Origin of the sequence: Achromobacter sp., from assembly GCF_050285585.1 — a bacterium.
Classification (GTDB): domain Bacteria; phylum Pseudomonadota; class Gammaproteobacteria; order Burkholderiales; family Burkholderiaceae_B; genus Achromobacter.
Genome location: NZ_JBLZXF010000001.1, coordinates 130,365 through 152,307 on the forward strand (window position 1 = coordinate 130,365; position 21,943 = coordinate 152,307).

The 21,943-nt window shown below is 69.5% G+C and carries 21 protein-coding genes; 10 read left to right on the forward strand and 11 right to left on the reverse strand.

Annotated elements, in window-relative coordinates:
- Nucleotides 1-44: 44 nt before the first annotated feature.
- Nucleotides 45-1,373: a DUF445 domain-containing protein gene (locus tag ACN6PJ_RS00595; RefSeq protein ID WP_427993949.1), complete on the forward strand. Its 1,329-nt coding sequence runs from the start codon at nt 45-47 to the stop codon at nt 1,371-1,373.
- A 159-nt stretch (nt 1,374-1,532) separates the two neighbouring features.
- Entirely contained in the window at nt 1,533-2,057 is a 525-nt protein-coding gene (gene sodC / locus ACN6PJ_RS00600) for a superoxide dismutase [Cu-Zn] SodC (RefSeq protein ID WP_427993950.1), read from the forward strand.
- Between the two features lie 8 nt (nt 2,058-2,065).
- Here the strand turns inward: sodC and ACN6PJ_RS00605 are convergent, their stop codons facing one another.
- The 10 genes from ACN6PJ_RS00605 to ACN6PJ_RS00650 all read right to left on the reverse strand — a co-directional run bounded on the left by ACN6PJ_RS00605 (nt 2,066) and on the right by ACN6PJ_RS00650 (nt 12,506).
- Nucleotides 2,066-2,689: a glutathione S-transferase family protein gene (locus tag ACN6PJ_RS00605; protein WP_427993951.1), complete on the reverse strand. Its 624-nt coding sequence runs from the start codon at nt 2,687-2,689 to the stop codon at nt 2,066-2,068.
- A gap of 85 nt (nt 2,690-2,774) precedes the next feature.
- Nucleotides 2,775-4,010: an MFS transporter gene (locus tag ACN6PJ_RS00610; RefSeq protein ID WP_427993952.1), complete on the reverse strand. Its 1,236-nt coding sequence runs from the start codon at nt 4,008-4,010 to the stop codon at nt 2,775-2,777.
- A 108-nt stretch (nt 4,011-4,118) separates the two neighbouring features.
- On the reverse strand, nt 4,119-4,910 hold the full coding sequence (gene map / locus ACN6PJ_RS00615; protein WP_427993953.1) for a type I methionyl aminopeptidase: 792 nt from the start codon (nt 4,908-4,910) through the stop codon (nt 4,119-4,121).
- Nucleotides 4,911-5,156, reverse strand: a complete 246-nt coding sequence (locus ACN6PJ_RS00620; protein ID WP_043547892.1) for a ParD-like family protein — start codon at nt 5,154-5,156, stop codon at nt 4,911-4,913.
- A gap of 115 nt (nt 5,157-5,271) precedes the next feature.
- The gene (locus tag ACN6PJ_RS00625) at nt 5,272-5,931 is read right to left on the reverse strand and encodes a DUF2894 domain-containing protein (RefSeq protein WP_427993954.1); all 660 of its coding nucleotides are present in this window, start codon (nt 5,929-5,931) and stop codon (nt 5,272-5,274) included.
- Nucleotides 5,921-6,571 (reverse strand): OmpA family protein, encoded by a 651-nt coding sequence (locus tag ACN6PJ_RS00630; protein WP_427993955.1) that lies wholly within the window; start codon nt 6,569-6,571, stop codon nt 5,921-5,923. Before ACN6PJ_RS00630 ends, ACN6PJ_RS00625 begins: the two co-directional genes overlap by 11 nt.
- Nucleotides 6,568-9,864 carry a DUF802 domain-containing protein gene (locus ACN6PJ_RS00635; RefSeq protein ID WP_427993956.1) on the reverse strand — a complete coding sequence of 1,099 codons (3,297 nt, stop codon included), beginning with the start codon at nt 9,862-9,864 and terminating at the stop codon, nt 6,568-6,570. Before ACN6PJ_RS00635 ends, ACN6PJ_RS00630 begins: the two co-directional genes overlap by 4 nt.
- Before the next feature lie 22 nt (nt 9,865-9,886).
- The gene (locus ACN6PJ_RS00640; protein ID WP_427993957.1) at nt 9,887-10,666 is read right to left on the reverse strand and encodes a DUF3348 domain-containing protein; all 780 of its coding nucleotides are present in this window, start codon (nt 10,664-10,666) and stop codon (nt 9,887-9,889) included.
- A 133-nt stretch (nt 10,667-10,799) separates the two neighbouring features.
- On the reverse strand, nt 10,800-11,696 hold the full coding sequence (locus ACN6PJ_RS00645) for a LysR substrate-binding domain-containing protein (protein WP_427993958.1): 897 nt from the start codon (nt 11,694-11,696) through the stop codon (nt 10,800-10,802).
- A gap of 33 nt (nt 11,697-11,729) precedes the next feature.
- Nucleotides 11,730-12,506, reverse strand: a complete 777-nt coding sequence (locus ACN6PJ_RS00650; RefSeq protein WP_427993959.1) for a MipA/OmpV family protein — start codon at nt 12,504-12,506, stop codon at nt 11,730-11,732.
- A gap of 137 nt (nt 12,507-12,643) precedes the next feature.
- Between ACN6PJ_RS00650 and ACN6PJ_RS00655 the strand changes: the two genes are divergently transcribed.
- From ACN6PJ_RS00655 to ACN6PJ_RS00690, 8 genes are all read left to right on the forward strand, one after another.
- Entirely contained in the window at nt 12,644-13,306 is a 663-nt protein-coding gene (locus tag ACN6PJ_RS00655) for a response regulator transcription factor (protein ID WP_427993960.1), read from the forward strand.
- Nucleotides 13,303-14,661, forward strand: coding sequence for an ATP-binding protein (locus tag ACN6PJ_RS00660; protein ID WP_427993961.1), 1,359 nt, complete (start codon nt 13,303-13,305; stop codon nt 14,659-14,661). Before ACN6PJ_RS00655 ends, ACN6PJ_RS00660 begins: the two co-directional genes overlap by 4 nt.
- A 76-nt stretch (nt 14,662-14,737) precedes the next feature.
- Complete coding sequence (locus ACN6PJ_RS00665; protein ID WP_427993962.1) at nt 14,738-15,967, forward strand: helix-turn-helix domain-containing protein; 1,230 nt, start codon at nt 14,738-14,740, stop codon at nt 15,965-15,967.
- A gap of 29 nt (nt 15,968-15,996) precedes the next feature.
- Nucleotides 15,997-16,683, forward strand: coding sequence for a glutamine cyclotransferase (locus tag ACN6PJ_RS00670; RefSeq protein WP_427993963.1), 687 nt, complete (start codon nt 15,997-15,999; stop codon nt 16,681-16,683).
- 159 nt (nt 16,684-16,842) lie between these two features.
- Complete coding sequence (locus ACN6PJ_RS00675) at nt 16,843-17,244, forward strand: hypothetical protein (RefSeq protein ID WP_427993964.1); 402 nt, start codon at nt 16,843-16,845, stop codon at nt 17,242-17,244.
- A 191-nt stretch (nt 17,245-17,435) separates the two neighbouring features.
- Entirely contained in the window at nt 17,436-18,557 is a 1,122-nt protein-coding gene (locus tag ACN6PJ_RS00680; RefSeq protein ID WP_427993965.1) for a TRAP transporter substrate-binding protein, read from the forward strand.
- A gap of 232 nt (nt 18,558-18,789) precedes the next feature.
- Entirely contained in the window at nt 18,790-19,413 is a 624-nt protein-coding gene (locus ACN6PJ_RS00685; RefSeq protein ID WP_427993966.1) for a TRAP transporter small permease subunit, read from the forward strand.
- Entirely contained in the window at nt 19,410-21,374 is a 1,965-nt protein-coding gene (locus ACN6PJ_RS00690; protein ID WP_427993967.1) for a TRAP transporter large permease, read from the forward strand. Before ACN6PJ_RS00685 ends, ACN6PJ_RS00690 begins: the two co-directional genes overlap by 4 nt.
- A gap of 57 nt (nt 21,375-21,431) precedes the next feature.
- Here ACN6PJ_RS00690 and ACN6PJ_RS00695 read toward each other — a convergent pair whose 3' ends face one another.
- On the reverse strand, nt 21,432-21,926 hold the full coding sequence (locus tag ACN6PJ_RS00695; RefSeq protein ID WP_427993968.1) for a GNAT family N-acetyltransferase: 495 nt from the start codon (nt 21,924-21,926) through the stop codon (nt 21,432-21,434).
- Nucleotides 21,927-21,943: the final 17 nt, after the last annotated feature.

Here is a 21,943-nt window from a genome sequence, read left to right on the forward strand (position 1 = left end):
GCGGCCGGTATTGTTATGCTGGGTCCACCCGAGCCGGAGACCCCATGACAGACACGCCCCGTCCCGCCGCCGCGCACGCGACCCGTTCCGCCCTGGCGTCCGACGCGCGCCGCGCGCAGCTGCGGCGCATGAAGATCGCCGCGCTGGCTTTGCTGGCGGCCATGATCAGCGGCTTCGTCGCCAGCCACGCGATGGGCGGGCAGGGCGCCTGGGCATGGGTGCGGGCGTTCTGCGAGGCGGCCACGGTGGGCGCGCTGGCGGACTGGTTCGCCGTGGTCGCCCTCTTTCGCCGCCCGATGGGCCTGCCCATTCCCCACACCGCCATCATCCCCAGCAACAAGGATCGCATCGGCGACAACCTGGCGGTGTTCGTGCGCGACCACTTCCTGGACCCGGACACCCTGATGGAAAAGCTGCGCGTGTTCGACCCCGCCGCGCGCCTGAGCCGCTGGCTGGCTCGTCCCCGGCAGGCGCATGCCTTGAGCGATGGAGCCCGCAACGTGGCCCTGCAGACGCTGGACCTGCTGGATGACCGGGCGGTGCGCGGCGTGATCCAGGAGTTCGTGGTCAAGAATCTGCGCCGCTGGGACGCCGCCGATACGGCGGGCGAAGTGCTGGGCCTGCTGACCCGCGACGGACGGCACCAGGAACTGCTGGACGCCGCGCTGGAAAGGCTGGGCGGCTATCTGGGCGAGGAAGACGTGAAGGCGCGCGCCTCGGGCCTGCTGGTGAAGTTCGCCAAGAAAGAGTGGCCGCGCATCATCGCCGCCGTGGACGTGGTGAAGTCGGTGGACGGCATCGCCGACAACCTGGCGGACCGGCTGGCCCGCGCCCTGGTGGAGGAGTTGCGCGACGTGCTGTCCGAACCGGACCATCCTGTGCGGCGCGACTACGAGGCCTGGGTGTTGAACTACATCCGGCGCCTGCGGGACGATCCCGCCCTGGCGGAGCAGGTCGAGGCGCTGAAGCAGCGCGCCATCGATCATCCCAAGGTGCAGGAATACGTGCAGGGGCTGTGGGACGATATCCATGCCGCGCTGCGGCGCGATCTGTCCGACGAGGATTCGGCGTTGGCGCGTCATCTGGAAAGCGCATTGCTGGCGTTGGGCCGCAAGCTGGGCGAGGATCCCGGCCTGCGCGAGGCGATCAACAACCACGTGCTCGGCGGCGCGCGGCGGCTGACGGGCAGGCTGCGCAGCGGCGTCACCGAGCATATTTCGCGCACCGTCAAGAACTGGGACGAGCGCCACCTGGTCGACGAGCTGGAGCTCAGCGTGGGCCGGGACCTGCAATACATCCGCTTCAACGGCACCCTGGTGGGCGGCCTGATCGGGGTGGCGCTGCATGCGGCGGTAGTGATGCTGCGGGGCTGAGGCCGCGCAACCCATCGCCACGGTTTGTATCAGGAACGAAGATTGCTGGCGGACGGTCCGAGGCGAATGCTATTGTTTTCGACGGCATGGACGGCGGCTGAGCCGTCCTTGTCCTACCGGCCGCCCGCGGTCCGCGGGCACGAATCCTGGAGGCACTCCATGAAGAAAATATCGTTGCTGGTTACGGCGCTTGCGCTGGCGGGCGCATCCGGCGCCGCATCGGCGGAAAACGTTTCGATGTCGTTCCTGTCCGCGGATGGCGTGGGCAAGAGCGCCGGCACTATCTCCGTCAAGGACACCAAGGGAGGGCTGCAATTCACGCCGAACCTGAAGGGCCTGCCTCCCGGCGAGCACGGGTTCCATGTGCACGAGAAGGGCTCTTGCGGCCCCGGCATGGTGAACGATCAGATGGCGCCGGGCGGCGCGGCGGGCGGGCACCTGGATCCCAAGGGCACCAAGGCCCACAAGGGCCCGATGGCGACCGACGGCCATCAGGGCGACTTGCCCTTCATCGTGGTGGGCGCCGACGGCGCCGCCAAGAAAGCCGTCGTGGCGCCGCACCTGAAGCTGGCCGACATAAAGGGGCGCGCGCTGATGGTGCACGTGGGCGGCGACAACTACAGCGACACGCCGAAGCCCCTGGGCGGCGGAGGCGGGCGCCTGGTCTGCGGCGTGGTGAAGTAGCCGCGGCTTCAGACCGTGCCGTTGCGGCCGTGCCGCCGGTAGCCCTCGCGTCCGGCCAGCCGGTCGTAGTAGGCCGCGACGGCCGGCAGCGGGGGCTTGGCGAAGGGGGTGAGGAACCACCGGTTCACCGAGAGCCCGACGGGGATGTCCGCGAGCGAGAACGCCGCTCCCGCCACATAGGCGCCGGTCTGCGCCAGGCGCTGGTCCAGTATGCCCATGCAGTGCGCCCAGGCCTGGCACGACGCCTCGATGGCGGCCGCGTCCTGGTGGGCGGGCGACTGCCGCGCCAGCCCCATGAAGGCGTAGGACCATGAGCGGTTCAGGTCGGTCGCCTGCCAGTCCATCCACTGGTCCACGCGCGCCCGCAGCCTGGGTTCGGCCGGATACAGGCTTTGGCCGCCATACTGCGAGGCCAGGTAGCGGATGATGCTGTTGGACTCCCACAGCACGAAATCGCCATCCTGGACGACCGGCACCATGGCGTTGGGGTTCAAGGCCAGGAAGGCGGGGTCGGAAGTGGGCCTGAAGCCCGTTCCCCAGTCTTCCCGCTCGAACGGCAGGTTCAGTTCGGCGCAGGTCCACAGCACCTTGCGGACATTGATGGATGAGGCCTTGCCCAATATTTTCAGCATGTTGCGCGCGCCGGGCGCTCCGATGGGATGACTGGCGCAGTCTAGCCGCGCCGCGAGGGCGCCGCCAGATACAGATTCCCGCCGCTCAGCCCGCAACAGATCCGGCGGCCGCGCCTTCGGGCTGGCTGCGCAGGCGCAGCACGGGCGAGGTGAACAGCACCGCGAATTGCACGGCGAAGCCGGCGGTGGACACCCACAGGCAGGCCTCGACCCCGGCCCGGGCGGCCAGCGCGGCGCCGATCAGCGCGCCGATGGGGCGGGCGCCGAAGGTGGCGGTGAGAATCACGGCGGAAACCCTGCCCAGCAAGGCATTGGGCGTCACCGCCTGGCGCAGCGTGGTGGTCGTGATCGTCCATAGGATCGGCCCGGCGCCGAAAAGGAAGAATCCGGCCGCGGCCCAGGCCCCCGAAGGATGCGCGAGGGTGGACAGCAGGATGAAGCTGGCCGCCAGCGCGGCCAGCGGACCCGCTCCGATCATGGCGCCGAAGGACAGCCGCCGGGCCAGCCAGGGCGCCAGCAAGGCGCCCGCGACCATGCCCCCGCCGTAGACGCCGAGCGTGGCGCCGACGCCGGCGGCGGACAGGTCCAGCCTGTCGATGGCATAGGCCACGTAGACGGCCTGCAGCACGAACCAGGCGGTGTTGAAGAATACGGCGGTGACCAGCACGGGGCGCAGCAGCGGATGCGCAAGGACGAAGGCCGCGCCTTCGCGCAGTTCGCCCAGCATGTGCCGCCGGGGCCTGGGGCCGGGCACGTCCTGAGGCAGCCTCGCAAGCAGTTGCGCCGCCAGCAGCGATAGCGCGGCGGCCAGCGCATACGCCGCCGGCGCTCCCATCCAGCCGACCAGCGCCCCGCCCGCCGCGGGGCCGGCGGAGAAAGCCGCGCTGCGCGCCAGTTCCAGCCAGCGATTGGCGCTGGCCAGTTCGTTGGGCGCGACCAGCCGGGGCACGAGGGCGGGCGCCGCGACGTTGTAGGCGACCGTGCCGACCGCGCCCAGGAAACCCAGCGCGGCCAGCCAGCCCAGGCCCAGGCCGTCCGTCCAGAGCAGCGCGAGCAGGCCCAGCAGGCTGGCCGCGCGCACGGATTCGGCGGCGGTCATCAGCGTCCGGCGCGACACCCGGTCGGCCAGCACGCCCGCGGGCAGCGATAGCAGCAGGAACGGCAGGGTCTGGGCGGTCTGCAGATAGCCCGTCTGCGCGGCGCTGGCGCCCAGGGCCAGCACCGCCACCAGGGGCGCGGCGGCCAGCGCCATCTGTTCGGAGAACTGGGCGGACAGGTTGGAGGCGGCCAGGCGGCGGAACGCGGAGGGCAGGGCAGGCATGGAGGCGAGGGGCGCGTGGACCGCGCCGCGGAAACGGCAAGGGCACGATCATGATCGTGCCCTCGTTCGCCCGCACTCCGTTCCTTGCCGTGGGTAGGGAAGCGCCCGTCAGGGGATGGGAGGATAGCTGCCGAAGCCGTCCGGCCAGGACGTCAACACCTCGTAGCCGGTGTCGGTCACGACCACCATGTGCTCCCATTGCGCCGACAGCGAGCGGTCCTTGGTGACCACGGTCCAGCCGTCGGGCAGCTGCTTGGTCTGGGGCTTGCCCGCGTTGATCATGGGTTCGATCGTGAACATCATGCCCGGCTGCAGCACCAGGCCCTCGCCCGGGCGGCCGTAGTGCAGCACTTGCGGTTCGTCATGGTAGATCTGGCCGATGCCGTGGCCGCAGTACTCGCGCACGATGCTGAAGTGCTCGCGGTGCGCCACGGTCTGGATCGCATGCCCCACGTCGCCCAGCGTCGCGCCCGGCTTCACGGCCATGATGCCGGCGCGCATGGCTTCGTAGGTCGTCTCGACCAGGCGGCGCGCCAGCGGGCTGGGCTGGCCCACGTAGTACATCCGGCTGGTGTCGCCGAACCAGCCGTCCTTGATGACGGCGACGTCGATGTTGAGGATGTCGCCGTTCTTCAGCACCTTGGCCGACGGGATGCCGTGGCAGATGACGTGGTTGGCCGACGCGCAGATCGTCTTGGGAAAGCCGTGGTAGCCCACGTTGGCCGGGATCGCCTTCTGCACGTTCACGATGTAGTCGTGGCAGATGCGGTCCAGTTCGTCGGTGGTGACGCCGGGGCGCACGTGTTCGGCGATCATGTGCAGCACTTCGGCCGCCATGGCGCCGGCCTTGCGGGCCATGTCGATGTCGGCGGCGGACTTGATGGAGACTTTGCGCGCCATTTATGCGGCCTCCTGCTGGGCGGCTTGCGGCAGCCCCTGGGACAGGGAGGCGATGGCGAAGCCCTCGGCCTGCTCGATGCGGATCAGCATCTGGCAGATGTCCGCGTGGCGCAGTTCCGGATAGAGCTCGGACAGCATGCCGATGCGCATCCAGTGTTCGGCCTGGGAGTTGATGGAGCGGCTGAGCGCGCCGCTGGCGACGCGGAGGTTCTCATGCATCTGCTCGGAGATCTTGACGATGCCCATAAGTAATCCGTATATGGTTTGTATATGGATCGTATCTTACTGCCGAGCGGGGCCACGCGCAAATCCGCCGGGCGCCGGCGCCTCGCCCGGCCCCGGACGGCGAGCCGCGCCGGTCCTAGCGGGCCTTGCCGCGCGCGGTCTTCTTGGCGCTGGCGCGCGGCGCGTCCTTCGGGGGAGGGGCGACGGCCGCGGCCATCTGCTCCATCCACATCAACGCATCCGTGTACGACAGGAATTGCTGCAGATAGCCGGGCGACAGTTCGCGCATCAGCGAGAGCGTCCGGTGCACGATCTGGTTGGAATTGAGCGGGCCGGCGTTCTTGTGCACCTGTTCCTGCGATTGCCGGACCTGGCGGTCGGCGCTGACGCGCGACCACACGCCGCGGAAATATTCCAGCGCGGGAAGGTCAGGATAGGCGGCCCGCAGCTCGGCCGCGAAGGATCCATCGCCGCCGTCGCCTGCCGGCGCGGGGGCGGCCAGGGCGTCGGCCAACTGCCCGAGCGGCCCGCGCAGGGAGGCCGCGGGCGCATCGGGCGCGGCGCAGGCGGAAGTCGGGGCGGCGCGCTCCAGATCGGCCTCGTAGGCCTGGATCAGCGTCGCCAGCCGGGCGTCCAGGCGCCGCCGGGCCTCGCCGTCCTGGGCGGCCGCGCGGCGCGCCATCGCGTCGAGGAACCGGAAGCGCGCCGGGGCCAGGCGGTCGGCGCCGCTTTCGCGCCAGGCGTCCAGCATGGCGCGGGCGTCGAGGATTTCCCCGCGGGTCCCGTCACTGCTCACTGGGCTGTCCCGGGTTGCTGGAGGGCCGGGGGATGGGCGTGATCTCGACCCGGCGGTTCTTGGCGCGGCCTTCCTCGTCGGCGTTCGAGGCCACGGGCTGCTCGGAGCCGAAGGCGGCGGCGAACACGGAGGAAGAGGGCACGCCCTCGTCGATCAGCGCGCGCGTCACCGTCAGGGCGCGCTGGGCCGAAAGATCCCAGTTGTCCGCGAAGCGGCGGTTGCCTTCGCGCACCTGCTGGTCGTCGGTGTAGCCGCTGACCATCAGGATCTCGTTGTGCGTCTTCAGGTAGGCGGCCAGCGGTTCGATCAGGGTCTTCAGGACCTCGCGGCCCTCGGGCTGCAATTGGTCGGAGTTCAGGGCGAACAGCACGCTGCCGCTGATGCCGATGCGGCCGTCGATCAGCGTCACGCGGCCGGCCGCCAGCGGGCCGGCCAGCGCCTGTTCGAGCGTCTCGCGGCGCTGCGTTTCGGCCTGGCGCTGCCTGACCTCTTCCTCGAGCTGATTCGACAGCTGAAGCTGCACGGCGACGACGCTGACCAGGATCAGGACGAAAGCGCCCAGCAGCACCGACATCAGGTCGCCGAAGACGGCCCAGGCCGGGACTGTCGGCTCCACGCCGCCGTCGATGTCCTCGCTCATGCGGCTTCCGCTCCGGCCGTTGCGCGCTGGCTGGCCAGCTGCTGCAGGTTTTCGACGATCTGCTTCTGCGACATCACGCTCAGGTCCACGACTTCACGCGCCTGCGCGACGTAGTAGGCCAGTTGCTCGTCGCCGCGCGCGATGGACTTGTCCAGCGCGGCTTCGATGCGCTGCAGGTGCGCCACCAGCTTGTCGTTGGACTCGCCGAAGAGCTGTACCGCGGCGCCGAACGATTCGCCCAGGCTGGCGACCTCGACCGCGCCGCTGGCGACCTGCGCGGCCACCTCGGCCAGCTTGCCGGTCTCGCTTTCGACCAGGCCGGTGAACTGGGCGCCCACGCGATCCAGCAGGCCGGCCGACGACGAGACCAGCGCGTCCACGGCCGAGCGCTGCTCGGCGGCCGTGTGGTTGACGGCGTCCAGCAAGGTGCCCAGCGTTTCGAGCAGGCGGCCGCGCTCTTCCAGCATGTCGTTGTCGCGCGCCATGCTGTCGGACAGCTTCTGGCGCAGTTCCCCGATGACTTCGGCGGCCGCGCGCGGCGCTTCGGAGGCGGCCTGCACCAGGCGGCCGATTTCGGCGATGGTCTCGCTGGCGTGCGCCTGCGTCTGGGACGCGATGTCCTGCGCGGTCAGCGCCAGCGCGTCGCAGATCTGCTGCTGCTGGCTGGCGGTGCTGGCGCCCGCCTGTTCCCATTTGGCGCGCAGGGCGTCGGCCATTTCGCCGAGCTTGCCGGTCCAGGCGGCCAGGCGGGCCTCGTCGCCGGCGGCCAGGGCCGCCCGCAGGTCGGAATGCGATTGCTCCAGCGTGCGCAGCAGCGCGGCGGAATGCTCTCCGAAAGCGGCTGCGGCGGTTTCCAGCGCCTGCCGGTTGCCGTCGGCCAATTGTTCGCCGACCCGCTCCTGGCGCGACTGCGCTTCGGTCCAGGCCTGCGTGACCCTGTCGGCCGCGGCTTCCAGTCGGCTGGAAACGCTTTCCAGCACGCTGGCCTGGGCCTGCGACTGCGCGGTGAGGTCGCGCGCGGTCTGGGACAGCGTGTCGCTGATTTCCAGTTGGCGGATGGCGGCCTGCGTGCCCGCCTGTTCCCATTCCTGGCCGAGCCGGGCCGCCATCGTGGCGAGCGTGCCGGTCCAGGCGGCGAGACGTTCCTCGTCGCGCGAAGCCAGCGCCTGCTGCAGCTGCGCGTGCGATTGGTCCAGCGTGCCCAGCAGGGCCGCCGCGTGCTGCTCGAAAGCCGACGCGGCGGCTTCCAGCGCCTGCTGGTTGTCGCCGGCCAGCTTGGCGCTGACCTGTTCCTGGCGGGATTGGGCCTCGGTCCAGGCCTGCGTGACGCCGGCGGCGGCCGTTTCCATGCGCGCGGCCACGCCTTCCAGCAACGCGGCCTGGGACTCCGTCCGGGAGGTGACGTCGCGCACCGCCTGGGCCAGCGACTCGGTGATTTGGTGCTGGCGGGCAACGGTGTGTTCGCCGGCCTGTTCCCATTGCTGGCCCAGCGCGGCGGTCATCGCGGCGAGCGTGCCGCTCCATGCGGCCAGGCGTTCCTGGTCGCGCGAGGCGAGCGTGGCCTGCAGGTCCGCGTGCGATTCGTCCAGCGCGCGCAGCAACGAGGCGGAATGCTGTTCGAAGGTGGCGGCGGCGGCGGCCAGGGCCTGCTGGTTGTCGCCGGCGAGCTTGGCGCTTGCGGCTTCCTGGCGGGAGAGGGCGTCGGCCCATTGCTGCGAAACGCCGTTGGCCGCGGCTTCCATGCGGGCCGACACGCCTTCCAGCAGGCTGGCCTGCACGGCCGCCTGCGAGGTGATGTCGCGCACCGTCTGGGCCAGGGTCTCGGCGATGGCTTGCTGGCGGTCGGCGGCCTGGGCGCCGGCCTGTTGCCATTCCTGGCGCAGCGTTGCGCCCATGGCGCCCAGCGTCTCGGTCCACGCCGCCAGGCGTTGCTGGTCGCGCGAAGCCAATTCGGATTGCAGGGCGGCATGCGATTGGTTCAGGGTGCGCAGCAGGGAGGCCGAGTGCTGCTCGAAACTCGCGGCCGCGGCCGTCAACGCCTGCAGGTTGTCGCCGGCCAGCTTTTCGCTGGCCTGCTCCTGACGCGACAGGGCATGGGTCCACGCCTCGGACATCGAGCCCGAGGAGGCCTCCAGGCGGGCGGAGACGTGGTCCAGCAGGGCGGCCGAGCGCTGCTCGAAGGTCTGGGCGAAATGATCCAGCGACGCGCGCAGGTCCTGGGCCAGCGCTTCGCTGGCGCGTTGCTGCCCGGCCAGGGCCTGGTTCCAGATGTCGGCCACGTTGGCGGTCGAGGCCTGGAGGCCGGCGGTCAGGCCGTCCAATTGCCGCTGCACGGCCTGCGTCACGGTGTCCTGCAGGGAGGCCGTCTCGCGCGACAGGCTTGCCATCGTTGCTTCCACCACGGGCTGCAACGCCTCGCCGGCGGAGCGCGCGCTTTGCGCCACCCCGTCCTTCATGGACTGCTCCATGACGGACGCCAGGCGGGCATACGCGGCCTCGGCCTTGCCCTGGAACGCGTCCTGGCTGGCCAGCTGCCGGTCGCTCAGCGACTGGTTCTGGCGGGCCATGCCGTCCATCATCGTTTGCAGTTTGTCGACCAGGGCGGGCATGGCGTCGGCCTGGCGCTGCATGACTTCGGCCTGCCGCTGGAGCAGCTTGAAGGATTCCTCGCGCTGGTAGCCCTGCGAATACACGCGCAGGGTGGTGGCGGCCTTGGTGTCGAGCCATTGGGCCGCCCGCACGCGGTCGCGGCGGCACAGCGCGGCCAGCAGCCCCAGCATCGCGGAGGTGGCGACGCCCGCGATCGAGGTGCCGAACGCGAAGCCCAGGCCCTTGACGGGCGCGGCCAGAGACGCCCGGATGGCGGCCAGGTCGGTGGCGCTTTCCAGCGCCAGGCCGGTGCCGCGCAGCGTGACCACCATGCCCAGGAAGGTGCCCAGCATGCCCAGTAGCACCAGCAGGCCCACGAGATACGGAGTAAGCGCCGGACCGGGCAGTCCCGCCCGCTCGCCTTCGATGCGCAGGCGGGCCGCGTTGCGCAGGCTGGGGGCAAGCTGGTCCAGCCAGGTGCCCAGATTGCCCGGCGGCTCGGACAGCCCGGACAGGGCGCGGGTCAGCGAGGACGTCGCCTGCTGATAGCGCCACAGTTCGAACGCGCCCGTGAGGTAGCAGACGCCGATCAGCAGGGTCACGGCCAGCGCCAGCGGATTGGTGCCGGCATAGCCCAGGCCGATCCAGCCCGCGACGGCCAGGCCAGCCATGAAAACAACGAAATTGATCAGGTATCGGGACATAGTGTCCTTAATGTGAACAGACCTAGCTGGAGCGAAGGGCGGCAAGCAGCCCTTCGACCGGTTGTAAACGAACGTCCAATTCGGCAAGCAGGACGCTCCGCATATCCTTGCGGAACGTATCCAGCCATGCGCCGGACGCGATCGGCGGGGGCGCGGCGGCGCCTTCGGCCTCGTCGGCCGCGGCGTGCTCGCCGGCCTCCGCCAAGACTGCCGCCTCCGCCTGGCGCAGGCGCTCGAAATGGCCCTGCAGCAGCTTCGGGATAGCGCCCAGCAGGGCGCGCTCCTTGGGCAGCAGGGCGCGGTCCATGATGGCGTCCACGACCGCGAGCCGCGTCCACTCGCCGTTGCGGGCCGCGACCATGCCGCGCAGCCGGCTGCGCAGATTGCCCACGCTGGTTTCCATCGTGTGCTGCAACGATAGATAGCGTTGGCGGAAATTCGCGTAGTCGGCTTCGGCCTCGGCCAGGGCCGCCAGCTTTTTCGCCGGCGGCGCCTGTCCCGGCACGGGCCGCCTGGCGGCCGTGGCGGCGGTATCGCTGGCGATGGCGTCGGCCAGGGTGGTCCGGACCCGCTCGCACTCGCGTTCCTCGGCGCTGCTGAACATGCGCGCGCCCGGCGCGATTACCGGCGGCTTGGTATTGAGCGCCGCGGATAAGGCGATCGCGTCCGTCCAGCCGAGCCATTGGCTCAGATGGTCCGAGAGCGATTGCCTGGATTCCGGAACATCGACATCCGTCAGGCGAGTCAGCAAGCGAATGAGCGTCGGGCCGCTTAAACCTGTGCGCTGTGGGGCTTGCAACATACCACCAGAGTCAAAAAGGGGGGAGTTTACACGGTGGAAGGCAGGCGAAGGGCCCCCAGGCGGGCCGCAAAGAACGTCCGGCGGGTAAAAGGGGGCGTATCACCCCCTCGGGATGCAATATTGTGACGCCCGGCTATGCCTGCGCCGTGTCCCAGGCAGGCGAGAGGGGATCCAGGCGCTGCGCCAGGAAATCGATGAAGCGACGGGTCTTGGCCGGCAGCAGACGGGTCTCGGTGACGGCATACACGGCGACCGGTTCGAGGCTCCATTCCGGCAGCACGCGTTCCAGTCCGCCGGCTCCGACGCCCAGCGCCGCGATGCCAGCGCCCAGCGCGGCCAACTGCCTGGCCATGCAGGCGTCGTTGGCGCCGTAGCGTTGGGCGGCGGCCACCCGGCACCGTTCGTCCCCGCGCCGCAGCAGCCAGGGCGCCGCCTGGCCCGCGCCGAGGCGCAGGCCGATGCCGTCGTGGCGTTCCAGGTCGGCGGGCCCCCGCGGCGTTCCGCGCGCGGCCAGGTAGGCGGGGGAGGCGTACAGCCCCGCCTGCACCGCGCCGAGGCGGCGCGCCACCAGCGAGGAATCCGGCAGTTCGCCCAGCCGGATCGACACGTCGCTCGTGCCGGGCTGGCGGTCGGCGGATTCGGGGCCCGCCACGCCCAGCTGGAGACGGATTTCCGGATACCGGCTCCCGAAGGCCGCCAGGGCGGGCATCAAGGCGTCCAGCGCGTGGGCCGGCGGCAACTGGACGCGCAGCGGGCCGCTGGGGGTTTCCAGCTGTGCGCGCAGTTCTTCGTGGGCGATCTCGGCTTGCGCCACGATGCGGCGGCAGCGCTCGAAGTACACGCGGCCGGCGTCGGTCAATTCCACGCGCCGCGTGCTGCGGTTGAGCAGCCGCAGCCCCACCGCCCGTTCCAGTTCCGCCACGTGGCGCGATACGGTGGACGTCGGCACGCCGAGCGCGGCGGCGGCGCGGCTGAAACTGTGCGCTTTCGCCACTTCGGCGAACAATTCCATTCCATGCAGGCGTTTCATAGGTGGATCTCCCACGCGCGGCCGGGCCCGCGGTCAGAATGCGTAGATCACGCCCACGTTGGCGAAGACGTTCGTCTTGCGCTCCGTCAGCGGGCTGTCGCGGGCGTCGCCCACCAGGGTATTGACGCCCAGCGTGGTTACCGCGCTCCAGCGCGTATCGATGCGATGGGCCCAGGTGCCGAAGAGCGCCACGGACTTGAAGCCGGACGAGGGCGAGTACGTTTCCAGTCCGGCGCGGCTGCGCGCCGCCTGCGACGGCGTCACGCCGAACCAGGTCTGCATGGCGTCGTCGTTGGCCCATTGCGTGCTGGCGCCCAGCGTGAGGCGGTTGCGGGTGTCGCGCCATGCTTCATAGGTGGCGCGCAGCTCCAGCGTGCCGCCGTAGCCGCTGCGCGCGGCCTGCCGGTAGGCCGCCATCACCGAATAAGGCCCCGGGGACCATTCGATGAAGGCGCCGTAGGTGCCGTGGAAGTCGATGTCGTCCAGGCCTTCCGTGCGGTCGGAATCATCCGCCTTGCGCCCCAGCGCCATGCCGACGAAGGCGCCCGCGGTCCAGTCCGGGCCGAGATCCGTCTTCAGGCCCATGGCCGGCAACCCGGCGCGCGGGGAAATGAAGAAATGGCCCGCGTCGTAGTTGATCAGGGGCACGGGCAGGGCGCGGTACTCGCGCGAGCCTTCATACACCGGCACGGCCCCCACGCCCAACCCGATGAAGTTGGCGCCGCCGCCTTCGGCGCGGGCATTGCCCGCCAGGGCGGCCAGCAGGGCCGAAGCCACCGCCGGTCCGCTTGCTAAAATCTTTCGCTTCATTCCATTGCTTCCTGTGCGTGTTTCCGGCGGGCTGCCTGCCTCGCCGTCCGAGGTCCGCATTGTCGGCATGGGGTTTTAATAATTTTTTAAAGCGGTGCCGGCATTCTCTGGCCTCGTTCGATTGCCTTGGAGTGCGCTTGCGTGTCCTGCTAGTGGAAGATGACGCCATGCTGGGCGATGCGCTGCATACCAGCCTGGTCCAGTCGGGCGCGGACGTGCATTGGGTGCGCGGCGTCGCGCAGGCGAAGCTGGCCCTGGTCGAGCACGGTTTCAACGCCGTGCTGCTGGACCTGGGGCTGCCCGACGGCAGCGGCCTGGCGGTCCTGAAGCAGCTGCGCGCGCGCTACGACGCCACGCCCGTGCTCATCCTTACGGCGCGCGACCGGCTGAGCGAGCGCGTGCAGGGCCTGGACCTGGGCGCCGACGATTACATCGTCAAGCCGTTCCAGCTCGATGAACTGCTGGCCCGCCTGCGCGCGGTCGTGCGGCGCAGCAGCAATGCGGTCGTGTCGGCGCTGCGCTGCGGCGACGTGGTGGTGGAGCCCGCCAGGCGGGCAGTCACCCGCGGCGGCGTGGAGATCAACCTGAGCGCGCACGAGTACCGCACGCTGCTGGCGCTGATGGAACGCATCGGCCATACCGTCAACCGCGAGCAGCTGGAGGCCGCGGTCTATGGCGATAGCGGCGCCATCGAAAGCAATACCGTGGCCGTGTACATCCATCAACTGCGCCGCAAGCTGGGCGACAAGCTCATCACGACCGTGCACGGCCTGGGCTACCGTATCGAGGCGGCGCCATGAAGACACTGCGCAGGCAGCTGACGGTCACGCTGCTGCTGACCCTGCTGCTGGCCTGGGTGGCCGTGTTCGCGTTCCAGCAGTACGAAACCTCGCGCTCGCAGACTGGCGTGCGCGATCAATGGCTGCATGATGCGGCCAACCAGATGCTGGCCTCGCTGCCGGTCAGCCTGCTGGGCAACGTGGCGCCCACCGAGCGCTTCTCTCCGCCCGTGTCCGGCCATGTGGATGGAGACCGGATCAGGTTCCACGTGTGGTCCCTGGCCGACCGCCGGCTGTTGATGCGTTCGCCGGAGTCGCCCGCCCAGCCCTTGAGCGGCGGTTTCCGGGACGGCTACGCCGACGTGTCTGCCGACGGCGCCGGTTGGCGCGTGTTCGCGCTGACCGACGCCAGCGGGCGCGTGCAGGTGCAGGTGGCCAAGCCGCTGAGCGTGTGGCGCGCGGAATCCTTGTACAGCTTCAAGCGCGGGCTGATCATCGTCTCCATCCTCTTCGTGCTGTTGGCGGCGGTGAGCTGCGCGGTGGTGGGCCGGGCCTTCCGCAAGGTGGATCGCGCGGGGGACGCCATTTCGCGCCGCGGTCCTTTCGACCTGGCGCCGCTGCCCTCGGCCGGCATGCCGGGCGAACTGCGGCCGTTCATCCAGTCGATCAATCAGTTGCTGTTGCGGGTGAAGGGCGGCATGGACCGCGAGCGCCGCTTTCTGGAGGACGCGGCGCATGAGCTCCGGACGCCCCTGGCCGCGCTGAGCGCGCACGCCGAACTGGTGGCGCGCAGCGCGGGCGGCGGCGAGGCCGCCGCAGCTATCGAGAAACTGCGCATGGTGGCCCAGCGCACGTCGCGCCTGTCGGAGCAACTGCTGGACCAGGCCCGCATGGACGCCTTGAACGCAAGCGCGGACGCTCCGGTGGCGATCGAACTGGACTCGCTGCTGGTGATGCTGGCGCGGGACCGGGAGACGGACGCCGTCCGCAAGCGGCAGCGCATCCAGCTCGACGTCCAGGCCTGCGCGCTCCAGGGGCGGCTCGACGCGATGGGCGTGCTGCTGCGCAACCTGCTGGACAATGCGGTCCGCTATACGCCGGAGGGCGGCCAGATCTCGGTGTCCTGCGGGCCGCTGCCCGGCGGCGGCGCGTTCGTGCGCGTGGCCGACGACGGCCCGGGCATCGCGCTCGCAGAGCGCGAGCGCGTGTTCGACCGCTTCTACCGCGCCCCGGGCAGCGCCGGCGGCGGCAGCGGCATCGGCCTGTCGCTGGTGGCGCAGATCGCCCGGCAGCATGGCGCCGACGTGACCCTGGGGCCGGGTCTGCGCGGCGCGGGCGTCGCGCTGACCGTGGCTTTTCCTCCGGCGGGCGCCTGAAGGCGGTCCGGCGCGCCGCTTGGTGGTAGATTAGTCCGGATCATCCAAGAGGAGCGGCGAAAGTGGCGGGACGCCCATGGACTTCCTGATCGCCTCGGCGGCGCGCGCGCTGGCGGCCGGCGATCCCCTGGGCGCGCTGAACCTCATCGCCTTGCGTGGCGATGCGGCCGCGCTGGCCCTGGGCGGCATAGCCATGGCGCAGCTGGGCGACTTCAGGCGCGCGAAAACGCTGTTGCGCTGCGCCGCTCGCGGCTTCGATCCGAAAGACGCGCTGTCGCGCGCCCGCTGCGTCGTGGCGGAGGCCGAGATCGCGCTCGTGTCGCGCGAGCTGGCCTGGCCGGAGAAGGCGCTGGAGGCCGCGCGCGCCGCGTTGCAGGCGCACGGGGATCCGGCCAACGCCGCCCACGCGCGGCATCTGCAGGCTCGCCGCCAGCTTCTCATCGGCCGCCTCGACGAGGCCGAGCGCGCGCTGGCCGGACTGGATCCTGCAGGCCTTGCGCCCGCGTCCCGGGCGGTCCACGAACTGATCGCGGCGGGCATCGCGCTGCGGCGCCTGCGCATGCAGCCCGCGCGCGCCGCGTTGGCCCGGGCCGAGCTGGCCGCCGGCCACGCGGGCATTCCCGCGCTGACGGCCGAGGTGGAAAGCGCGTCCCGGGTCCTGTCGACGCCGGCCGCGCGCCTGGTGGCGCGCGACGAGCAACGCCTCTTGCTGCTGGATGACGTGGAAGCGCTGCTGGCATCGGACACGCTGGTCGTGGACGCATGCCGCCATGCCGTCCGCGAGGCGGGCGTCATGGTGCCGCTGGCGAGCCGTCCGGTGCTGTTCGCGCTGGCCCGCGCGCTGGCGCAGGCATGGCCGCGCCCGGCCCCCCGCGAGACGCTGATCGCGCAGGCCTTCCGCACGGCGTACTTCGACGAAACGCACCGCGCCCGCCTGCGGGTCGAGATAGGGCGGCTGCGCGCCGCCCTGCGGCCGGTGGCCGGCATCGTCGCCGCGCGCAACGGCTTTGCGCTGAAACCGCGGGAGGGACGGCGGGCCGTGGTGCTGGCCCGCCCCGTGGACGACGCCGGCCGCGAGCACGGTGCGATCCTGGCTTTCCTGGCCGACGGCGAGGCATGGTCGAGTTCGGCGCTGGCGCTTGCGCTGAACACAAGCCAGCGCACGGTGCAGCGAGCGCTCGACGAGCTGGCGGCAACGGACAAGGTGCAATCCCGCGGGCAAGGGCGCGCGCGGCGCTGGATGACGCCGCCCGTGCCCGGATTCACGACAACCTTGTTACTCCCGGCCGGGCTGGCGGGCCGCTAGCATGGTGATACCCAAACGAGGACACCGACATGAAACGCTCTCAAGCTCAAATCATCCGTGAATATGGTCCCTTTCCCGGCGTGCAGGCCGTGCACGGCCTGACCTACGATGGACGCCAGGTGTGGTTCGCCGTGGGAGAGAAACTGCTGGCCATGGACCCCGACAGCGGCGCCACGCCGCGCGAGATCGCGGTGGCCGCAAGCGCCGGCACGGCCTTCGACGGCAAGCATCTCTACCAGATCGCCGACGGGCGCATCCAGAAGATCGATCCCGCCAGCGGCCGGGTGCTGTCCACCATTGCCGCGCCGGGCGCCGGCGAGGACTCGGGCCTGGCCTGGGCGGAGGGCAGCCTGTGGGTCGGCGTGTACCCGCAGCGCAAGATCCACCAGGTGGATCCCGAAAGCGGCCGCGTGCTGCGCACCATCGCGTCGGACCGCTATGTCACCGGCGTGACGTGGGTGGACGGGGAGTTGTGGCACGGCACCTGGGAAAACGGCGCAAGCGAGCTGCGCCAGGTGGACGCCAGCTCGGGTGAGGTGCTGCAAAGCGTGGAGATGCCCGCGGGTACGGGCGTGTCCGGCCTGGAGTCGGACGGCGCCGGTTGCTTTTTCTGCGGCGGCGGCGAAAGCGGCAAGCTCAGGGTAGTGCGGCGTCCGGCTCAAGAGGCCGGCGACGCGCCCGCGGGCAAGATGCCGGCGGAATCGTCGGCGGGGTAGGCCCGATGCGCCGGCGCCTTCGCGGCGCCGGCATGCGTACCAGCGGGTCGTATGGGGCCAGTCTCCCAGGCCCCACACGCCGTTTTTCCGTTCCAGCACGGTGTGCCGGGTCTGCCACTCGTCCGGCCGGTGCTCGAAGGGAACCCCGGATATCCAGGGATGAAAAACGGGATCCGCCGCCCAGTCCGCGGTGGCGCGCTCCTGCCGCCATTCGAACTTCACCGCCGAGACCGCATCGGGATTGTCGTCGAACGGATTCTTGAGCGGCTTGGAGTGGGTGAGGTGTTTGCCGGCCTGCAGGCCGGGAGCGCAGAACTTCGCCGTATAGACCACATCGGAACCGATGCGGGCCGCGCCGTGCATGTAATAGGCGCGGCCTTTTTTTTGGTGAGCGCCTTGCGGCTGCAGGCGCCCTCGGGCTTCTCGTCCGGCTGGCGGCGAGCCGTCGCCGCTGGCGCTGACGCGCCTGACCGTGATGAGCCGGTGCTTGGCCAAGCCTTGCACGATCTTGTCCCGCTCTTCAAGGCTTCCCGGGCACGGCGCCTACTACTAAAGCGCTAATCCCGTGTCTAGGGTAAGTCCTGACATAAAGCTGATTGTCAGCGATTAGTCAGAAAGGTTTAATCAGCACACAGTTTCGCATCATCCGCAGCCCGGTACCGGGAACGCGCAGCAGGCGTCGCCATCCCGCGTCCACGCAGGAGAAGTAACTACAAGCTGGTCCATGTAGTCCTTTCAGGAGACAACAAGCCATGCAACACGTTACGAAGCCCCGTCGCAAGTTCATCTCTGGCGCCGCCGTCGCAGGCGCCGCCGCGCTGGGATTCCCGGCGGTCACCCGCGCGCAGAATGCCCCGATTTCCCTGCGTTTCCAGAGTACCTGGCCCGCCAACGACATCTTCCACGAGTTCGCCCGCGACTACGCCCAGAAGGTCAACGACATGGCGGGCGGCCAGTTGAAGATCGAGGTGCTGCCCGCCGGCGCCGTGGTCAAGGCGTTCGATTTGCTGGATGCCGTGTCCGCGGGCACGCTGGATGGCGGGCACGGCGTGGTGGCCTACTGGTACGGGAAGAACACGGCGGTGGCCTTGTGGGGGTCCGGCCCGTCCTTCGGCATGGACGCCAACATGCTGCTCGCCTGGCACGAGTACGGCGGCGGCAAGGAACTGCTGGTCGAGATCCAGAAAGCCATGGGCGTGAACGTGGTGTCGCTGATGTACGGGCCGATGCCGACCCAGCCCTTCGGCTGGTTCAAGCGCCCGGTCACGAAAATGGAAGAGGTCAAGGGCCTCAAGTTCCGCACCGTGGGCCTGGCCATCGACATGTACACGGCCATGGGCGCGGCGGTCAACGCGCTGCCGGGCGGTGAAATCGTGCCCGCGCTGGACCGCGGCCTGCTGGACGGGGCCGAATTCAACAATGCGTCCTCGGACCTGGCGCTGGGCTTTCAGGACGTGTCCAAGATCTGCATGCTGCAGAGCTTCCACCAGAGCGCGGAGCAATTCGAGATCCTGTTCAACAAGGCGAAGTACGACGCCTTGCCCGAGCATCTGAAGCACATCCTGAGCTATGCCGCGCAGGCCTCCAGCGCGGACATGTCCTGGAAGGCCGCGAACCGCTATTCGCAGGACTACATCAAGCTCCAGAAGGAGCACAACGTGAAGTTCTACAAGACGCCCGACGCGATTCTTCAGCAGCAGCTGAAGATCTGGGACGAGATGATCGCCAAACGCTCGGCCGAGAACCCCCTGTTCAAGAAGGTGCTGGAGTCGCAACGCGCCTTCGCCGAACGGGTGGGGCGTTGGCACGGGGATACCTCGGTCAACTTCCGCATGGCCTACAACCATTACTTCTCGCGCAGCAACAAGGCCTGAGTCCCGCTCCGTACCCGCTCGCGGGGGCGGCACCGACGGACCGGCAGAGCCGGGTCCGCGGTGCCCCGGATTGGGCAGAGCATGATTGGGCAGAGCAATCTTGTCGCGCAGAGAACGTCTGCTTGATGGGCTTCGGGTGTCACGTGCCTCGAAAGACCGACGCACCCGTATCCCACGCAGCGCGCCGTCCAGCGGCGCGCTGTGGCGCCATGCGCCTTGACCAGGACGTCAGATGATCCGAATCATACGTTTCATAGACCGTATCTCCACTTTTGTCGGGCAGGCCTTTGCCTGGTTGATCGTCATCCTGACCTTGCACGTATGCTGGGAGGTGGCCGCGCGCTACCTGTTGAACCAGCCCAGCGCATGGGCGTTCGACCTGCAGATGATGTACTACGGCATCCTCTTCATGATGGCCGGCGCGTACACCCTGGCCAAGAACGGCCACGTGCGCGGGGACATCCTGTACGGCTTCCTGCCGCCGCGCGTGCAGGCGGGCCTGGACCTCACCCTGTACATCGTATTTTTCTTTCCCGGTGTGATAGCGCTGGTATGGGCGGGCTGGTACTACGCCGGCTATTCCATCGCCATCCGCGAGCATTCCTCGCTGATGGCCGACGGACCGCCCATCTATCCCTTCAAGGCATTCATCCCGATCGCGGGCGCGGTCCTGCTGGTGCAGGGCGTGGCGGAAGCGATGCGCTGCCTGTTGTGCCTGCGGCGCGGCGCCTGGCCTTCGCGTGAAGAGGACGTCGAGGAAGTGGACGTCGACAAGCTGAAGGAAATGGTGCACGTGAAGGACGAGGACATCGCCCGTCTGGACCGCTATGTCACAACCGGGGAGCCTCGCAAATGAAGATCCACAAGGCATTGTGGTTCGGCCTGTCGTGCATCGGACTGGTCATCCTGATGATCGTGTTCCTGACGCCCTGGGACCATCTCACCACCGGGCACATAGGCCTGCTGATGCTGGCCCTCATCGTGGTGGCGATCATGCTGGGCTTTCCGACGGCGTTCACGCTGATGGGGATGGGCGTGCTGTTCACGTTCCTGGCGTACTACATGCAGAGTTCCGATCCGGGCCGCTCGATCGGGCAGACGCTGGACCTGATGGTGCAGCGCACGTACGCCACGATGACGAACGATTCGCTGATCTCTATCCCGCTGTTCGTGTTCATGGGCTATCTGGTCGAGCGCGCCAACCTGATCGAAAAGCTCTTCCGGTCCATGCACCTGGCGCTGGCGCGCGTGCCCGGGGCGCTGGCGGTGGCCACGCTGGCGACATGCGCGATCTTCGCCACCGCCACGGGCATCGTCGGCGCGGTGGTGACGCTGATGGGCCTGCTGGCCATGCCCGCCATGCTGAAGGCGGGCTACAGCGTCCGGTTGACCGCGGGCGCCATCACGGCGGGCGGCTGCCTGGGCATCCTGCTGCCGCCGTCGGTGATGCTGATCGTGTACGGCGCGACGACCGGCGTGTCCGTCGTGCAGCTGTACGCGGGGGCGCTGTTCCCCGGCATCATGCTGGCGGCGCTGTACATGCTCTACGTGGTCCTCGTGGCCAAGATCCGTCCCGACATGGCGCCGCCGCTGCCCATGGAGGAACGCGGCGTGCCCTTGTCCCCCGAATCCGCCGCGCTGGCCTCGGGCGGGCACGTGCGCGCGCTGTCGGGCATGGTGGCGGCCCTGTTCAAGGGGCGCCGCAACCGCGACGTGCCGTTCGGCGCGCTGTTGCGCTACATGGCGATGGCGCTGGCGCCGCTGGCGGTCACGGTGCTGCTGGTGGCGGTGGTCTACCAAGCCACGACGCGGCCGGAGGTGGTGTACGACATTCCCGCGGAATTGCAGCTGGGCTCGGGGGATTTCGACTCGGGCCTGAGCGAGCCGCCGTCCGGGGGGCTGGCCGAGCCGCCATCGGGCGAGCTGGCCGAACCGCCTTCGAACGAGGCGCCGGCGGGCGGGGGCCTGTCCGAGCCGCCCGGCACGCCCGCTGCGCCGGCCGCCGCCGCAGGCGCAGCCGCGCCCGAAGCGCCCGGCGCGCCGGCCGAGGCTGGCGGCGGCGTCGCCGCGCCCATGGGGTTCTGGATATTCGCGGGCATATGCGCGGTGGCCATGCTGGTTTTCTATGCGATGCTGACGTGGGCGCGCCTTGAAATCTTCAAGATGCTGATGTCCTCGTTCTTCCCGCTGGCCGTGATGATCGCGGCGGTGCTGGGCTCGATCGCCTTCGGCCTGGCCACGCCCAGCGAGGCCGCGGCAATGGGCGCCATGGGCGGCGCGCTGCTGGCGCTGGCGTACCGGCGCCTGAACCTGCCGGTGCTGCGCGAGTCGGTCTTCCTCACCGCCAAGACCAGCGCCATGGTGTGCTGGCTGTTCGTCGGCTCGTCGATCTTCTCCGCCGCCTTCGCGTTGCTGGGGGGGCAGCGCATCATCGAGGAATGGGTGCTTTCGCTGGGACTGTCCCAGCTGCAATTCCTGCTGCTGGCCCAGATCATCATTTTCCTCCTCGGCTGGCCGCTGGAGTGGACCGAGATCATCGTGATCTTCATGCCGATCTTCGTGCCGCTGCTCAATACCTTCGGCATCGATCCGCTGTTTTTCGGGCTGCTGGTGGCGCTGAACCTGCAGACGGCGTTCCTGTCGCCGCCGGTCGCGATGTCCGCCTTCTATCTCAAGGGCGTCTCGCCGCCGCACGTCACCCTGAACCAGATTTTCATGGGCATGATGCCGTTCATGGGCATCCAGGTGATCGCGATCTTCCTGCTATACGTGTTCCCGGAGATCGGCCTGTGGCTGCCGACGGTGCTGTACCGGTAAGGCCGGGGAGGGGCTCGCGGCGCGAGGCCTTGCCCCGGCGCCAGGAGCCTCGCGAGGTCAAGCTTCCGAGCGGGCGAGCGAATAGACGGCGGTCTCGCGCTGATAGTGCTGCTCCATGCCCCTGAACGCGAATCCCAGCTTCTCCAGCACCCGGATCGAGCCGAGGTTGCGTGGCCACGCGACGGCGACCAGCTCGTCGACGGGCAGCGAGCGCCAGGCATAGGCGCAGAGCTGGCGGCCCGCGTCGCTGGCATAGCCGTGGCCCCAGGCTGCGCGGCATAGGCGGTAGGCAAGCTGGATGCCGCCGGTGCCTTCCAGCGGCGTGAGGCTGATCCAGCCGACCGAGCGGTCCTGCGTGACCACGGCCCAATGCCCGATATCCGTAGGCGGTTCGCGCAGCCAGTCCAACAATTCCTGGCGCCGCGCCTCGGTGGCGGGCTTGACGCCGGTGCTGTAGCGCATGACTTCAGGGTCGGACTCCATGGCGAGAATCATGGGCACGTCGTCCGCGCGCAGGCGGCGCAGGGTCACGCTGGCGGAGGGGGCAGGCATGGGCGGATACCGAGGGG

Excerpts from the sequence above, each read along its gene's own strand:
- ACN6PJ_RS00595 (WP_427993949.1), top strand. The coding sequence starts at position 45 with ATGACAGACACGCCCCGTCCCGCCGCCGCGCACGCGACCCGTTCCGCC.
- sodC (WP_427993950.1), top strand. The coding sequence starts at position 1,533 with ATGAAGAAAATATCGTTGCTGGTTACGGCGCTTGCGCTGGCGGGCGCA.
- ACN6PJ_RS00605 (WP_427993951.1), bottom strand. The coding sequence starts at position 2,689 with ATGCTGAAAATATTGGGCAAGGCCTCATCCATCAATGTCCGCAAGGTG.
- ACN6PJ_RS00610 (WP_427993952.1), bottom strand. The coding sequence starts at position 4,010 with ATGCCTGCCCTGCCCTCCGCGTTCCGCCGCCTGGCCGCCTCCAACCTG.
- map (WP_427993953.1), bottom strand. The coding sequence starts at position 4,910 with ATGGCGCGCAAAGTCTCCATCAAGTCCGCCGCCGACATCGACATGGCC.
- ACN6PJ_RS00620 (WP_043547892.1), bottom strand. The coding sequence starts at position 5,156 with ATGGGCATCGTCAAGATCTCCGAGCAGATGCATGAGAACCTCCGCGTC.
- ACN6PJ_RS00630 (WP_427993955.1), bottom strand. The coding sequence starts at position 6,571 with ATGAGCGAGGACATCGACGGCGGCGTGGAGCCGACAGTCCCGGCCTGG.
- ACN6PJ_RS00635 (WP_427993956.1), bottom strand. The coding sequence starts at position 9,864 with ATGTCCCGATACCTGATCAATTTCGTTGTTTTCATGGCTGGCCTGGCC.
- ACN6PJ_RS00640 (WP_427993957.1), bottom strand. The coding sequence starts at position 10,666 with ATGTTGCAAGCCCCACAGCGCACAGGTTTAAGCGGCCCGACGCTCATT.
- ACN6PJ_RS00645 (WP_427993958.1), bottom strand. The coding sequence starts at position 11,696 with ATGAAACGCCTGCATGGAATGGAATTGTTCGCCGAAGTGGCGAAAGCG.
- ACN6PJ_RS00650 (WP_427993959.1), bottom strand. The coding sequence starts at position 12,506 with ATGAAGCGAAAGATTTTAGCAAGCGGACCGGCGGTGGCTTCGGCCCTG.
- ACN6PJ_RS00660 (WP_427993961.1), top strand. The coding sequence starts at position 13,303 with ATGAAGACACTGCGCAGGCAGCTGACGGTCACGCTGCTGCTGACCCTG.
- ACN6PJ_RS00665 (WP_427993962.1), top strand. The coding sequence starts at position 14,738 with ATGGACTTCCTGATCGCCTCGGCGGCGCGCGCGCTGGCGGCCGGCGAT.
- ACN6PJ_RS00670 (WP_427993963.1), top strand. The coding sequence starts at position 15,997 with ATGAAACGCTCTCAAGCTCAAATCATCCGTGAATATGGTCCCTTTCCC.
- ACN6PJ_RS00675 (WP_427993964.1), top strand. The coding sequence starts at position 16,843 with ATGAAAAACGGGATCCGCCGCCCAGTCCGCGGTGGCGCGCTCCTGCCG.
- ACN6PJ_RS00680 (WP_427993965.1), top strand. The coding sequence starts at position 17,436 with ATGCAACACGTTACGAAGCCCCGTCGCAAGTTCATCTCTGGCGCCGCC.
- ACN6PJ_RS00685 (WP_427993966.1), top strand. The coding sequence starts at position 18,790 with ATGATCCGAATCATACGTTTCATAGACCGTATCTCCACTTTTGTCGGG.
- ACN6PJ_RS00690 (WP_427993967.1), top strand. The coding sequence starts at position 19,410 with ATGAAGATCCACAAGGCATTGTGGTTCGGCCTGTCGTGCATCGGACTG.
- ACN6PJ_RS00695 (WP_427993968.1), bottom strand. The coding sequence starts at position 21,926 with ATGCCTGCCCCCTCCGCCAGCGTGACCCTGCGCCGCCTGCGCGCGGAC.